General features: G+C 60.9%; 2 protein-coding genes and 1 pseudogene. 1 reads left to right on the top strand and 2 read right to left on the bottom strand.

Annotated elements, in window-relative coordinates; all coding sequences use genetic code 11:
* Positions 1-192 precede the first annotated feature (192 nt).
* Positions 193-306, bottom strand: a pseudogene (locus VII69_14445) (IS5/IS1182 family transposase).
* 60 nt (positions 307-366) lie between these two features.
* Positions 367-1,566 (bottom strand): IS256 family transposase, encoded by a 1,200-nt coding sequence (locus VII69_14440; protein ID HEY5096308.1) that lies wholly within the window; start codon positions 1,564-1,566, stop codon positions 367-369.
* Between the two features lie 277 nt (positions 1,567-1,843).
* Between VII69_14440 and VII69_14435 the strand changes: the two genes are divergently transcribed.
* Entirely contained in the window at positions 1,844-2,917 is a 1,074-nt protein-coding gene (locus VII69_14435; GenBank protein HEY5096307.1) for an IS110 family transposase, read from the top strand.
* The last annotated feature ends 345 nt before the right edge of the window (positions 2,918-3,262 follow it).

Below are 3,262 nucleotides of genomic sequence, written 5' to 3'. Positions count from 1 at the left end.
CTCAGGGCCGACAAGGCAGGGCACGGCGATCCTTCGACAAGCTCAGGATGACTTTAGGGATGGTCTGATCAATCAAAAGAATCGCCGCATTTTCCGCGATTTTGTAGAGATCAGGTAGCACGGTTGACATTTTTGCTCCTTCCGAAGCCTATCTGCGCTCCAGAAGGTCCTCGAACCGTGCGTCGAGAGACACTACGCCCGTTGCAAGCGTAAAAGCTTGTTGCGCGAGACGAAGAGATTCGAAAGAGCGAACGCGACGAACAGCCGGTTCGCGTTCTTGGCAAGACCGCGATAGCGGACCTTGGTTAAAGCCCCGATCGTGTCCCGCGGAGTGGTGTACGAGTGACTCTCGACGCGGGTTGTGCCTCAGCCCGTAACGACGGCTGAAAGCCGTTGGTTCTGGTTGTCGCTGATCGCGCCGAGTCCTTCGAGCGAGAGGTATCGTCGCTGCAGTTGCCACTCGTCGTTCTGCTCCAAGAGCAGCGCGCCGACGAGGCGGACGATCGCAGCGTCATTCGGGAAGATGCCGACGACGTCGGTGCGCCGCTTGACTTCGGCATTTAGCCGCTCGAGTGGGTTCGTCGATGCGATCTGCTTGCGGTGCGCACGTGGGAAGTCCGTGAACGCGAGGACATCGTTCTCGGCCTCGTCGAGTAGCGTCGCCAGTTTTGGCAACTTGCTTCGAAAGTGATCAGCGACGACGCGCCATTGATCGTGCGCAGCCGCCGGCGTCTCTTGGGCAAAGGCCGTGTTGATCAAGGCGAGAACCATCTGTCGCTGTCCCTTGTTCGCATACGCGAGAGCGTTGCGCATGAAGTGCACACGGCAGCGTTGCCACGTCGCGTTGAAGACCTTCGCGATCGCAGCCTTGAGGCCAAGATGCGCGTCGGAGATCACCAGCTTCACGCCGCGCAAGCCGCGTCGCGTGAGGTCACGCAAGAACTTGAGCCAGAAAGGCTCGGCTTCGCTGGGGCCGACGGCTACGCCGACGATTTCCCTGACGCCGTCAGTGTTTACGGCGACGGCGATTATCACCGCGACAGACACGATGCGGCCGGCTTGACGCACCTTCACGTACGTCGCGTCGATCCACAGATACGGCCAGTCGCCTTCGAGCGGACGCGTGAGAAACGCATTCACGCGCTCGTCGATGTCAGCGCAAAGTCGCGACACCTGGCTCTTGGAGATCCCGGTCATGCCCATCGCCTTGACCAGTTCGTCAACCGATCGCGTCGAGACGCCCTGAATGTACGCTTCCTGAATCACCGCCGCGAGCGCCTTCTCGGCGGTCCGACGCGGCTCCAGAAACGCCGGAAAGTACGCGCCGCGACGCAACTTTGGAATCCGTAAGTCGACCGAGCCGACCCGTGTCTCCCAGAGCCGATCGCGGTACCCGTTGCGGCTGTTGCTGCGCTCGGACGTTCGCTCGCCGTACTCGGCGCCCGTGCGCTGCTCGACCTCAAACTCCATCAGACGCTCGGCGACATGGCTGAGGAGCTCGCGCACGACTTCGTCCTGAGCCCCCTTTTCAACGAGCTCGGCGAGTGCCATACTGACCTTGGCCATCGTGGTGTCCTTTCGCGGGAAGTTGCTTTGCAAAAACAACCTTCGCCGGGAGCCACGGTGGCCGCCCTCTATCCTACGAGGCGGCCGGGGTCATACACTTTATGGTGTACACTAAGTTGCAGCATCCGTTCTGGCTCACTCATACACTGCCGAATCGTGGCCTCGCGTGGACTCGCCGGCGGATGCGGCATCGAAAGCAGACATTGGCTGGAAAGACGAATGCACAGGCTCGATAAAGTGCCGCCGGTCCGCTTTCTCTTATGGAAGGAGAGCCGTGATGCCGTACGTTGCTGGCGTGGATGCACACAAGAATACGCATAGCGTCGTTTTCCTCGACTCGGTCGGCAGGGTTGTGAAGTCCCTCAAGATCTCTACGAACGCGGCGGGCTATGAAGAGGCGCTTGCCCTGGCTCGAAGTCTTGATGGCGAGGTCGTGTGGGGTTTGGAAAGCACGGGTTGTTATGCGAGCGCTCTTGCGCGCGTCTTAATCGCCAGTGGTGCTGTCGTGTACGAGGTTCCGGGATCGTTCACGAAGCGCCATCGTCAGCGTTCCAGCCGCACGGGGAAGTCAGACCCGCTTGACGCCCAGGCGATCGCCGAGGCGGTCCTACGTGAAGCACACCGTCTTCCCCGATTCGAGGAGGCCGAGGAACGAGAGGCGTTGCGGCTGCGCTACGACCAAAGAGATCGCCTTGTTCAGCAACGCACGGAAGTCATCAATCGCTTACGTAGCACGGCTTTGCGCCTTGACCGTGGTGATCTTCCCCAAGACCTTCTCTCCGCTCCTGGAATCCGCGCGATCCAAGACATCATCGAAAGTGCGCAAGCGAGCGCCGACACAGTCATTCAGGCTCTCGTCGACGACTTGCGCTTCGCGATCGAGGATATCGTCCGGATCAATGTGCGAATCAAGGCTCTCGAGGCACTGCTCCGCCCTATGGTGCGCCGCCTGGCTCCTGAACTGTTGGAGCTGCGCGGCGTATCTACTATCGTTGCGGCGGGGCTCATTGGCCACGCCGGAAACTTGCGCAACTGTCGCAACGCCGATGCATTCGCGATGCGTGCCGGCACAGCACCTGTCGAGTGCTCCAGTGGCAGGAGTACTGCGGTTCGCGTGAATCGTGGCGGGAACCGTCAACTCAACCGGCTCTTGCACGTTATCGCTCTTGTCCAACTTTCCCGGCCCGACCACGCCGGCCGACGCTACTACGATCGAAAGCGCGCCGAAGGCAAGACCGCGCGAGCAGCCCTCCGAGCGCTGAAGCGCAAGCTGACCGTCGTCGTCTACTACCGAATCATCGCCGCTGCGGAGCGCTTCGCAGTCTCCGCCGGCCAGCAAAGCGCAGCTTGATCGCGACGACTTGACAAAGACGGTCCACGTCCGGGGACACGATCCATATATCGACCAAGCGATACCGCCAAACGCCGTGACGCTTCCGTGACAGGACCGAGGAATGCCACGTTCCGTCGAGCACGGCATCCGTCTGCAGCCAGTACCCGTTGACGTCTGCGTAGTGTTGCTCGAACGATCCGGCGATTACGACACCGCCCGCGCCGCGCGCTAGTAACCGCCGACCCGACGGGTTCTTCACGCGAGGCCCGACGTACCTGTGGACCCGCTTTTCGAGGTGTCATCGCTGCACAATACGAAGTGCGAGCGCTCCACAGCTCCACTTTATGAGGAGACCACGTTGCT

It is taken from the genome of Candidatus Eremiobacteraceae bacterium (assembly GCA_036511855.1).
Lineage (GTDB): Bacteria > Vulcanimicrobiota > Vulcanimicrobiia > Eremiobacterales > Eremiobacteraceae > JABCYQ01.
Note: the sequence above shows the minus strand (reverse complement) of the source record. Positions and strands in the feature narration are given on the sequence as shown.

Excerpts from the sequence above, each read along its gene's own strand:
- VII69_14435 (HEY5096307.1), top strand. The coding sequence starts at position 1,844 with ATGCCGTACGTTGCTGGCGTGGATGCACACAAGAATACGCATAGCGTC.
- VII69_14440 (HEY5096308.1), bottom strand. The coding sequence starts at position 1,566 with ATGGCCAAGGTCAGTATGGCACTCGCCGAGCTCGTTGAAAAGGGGGCT.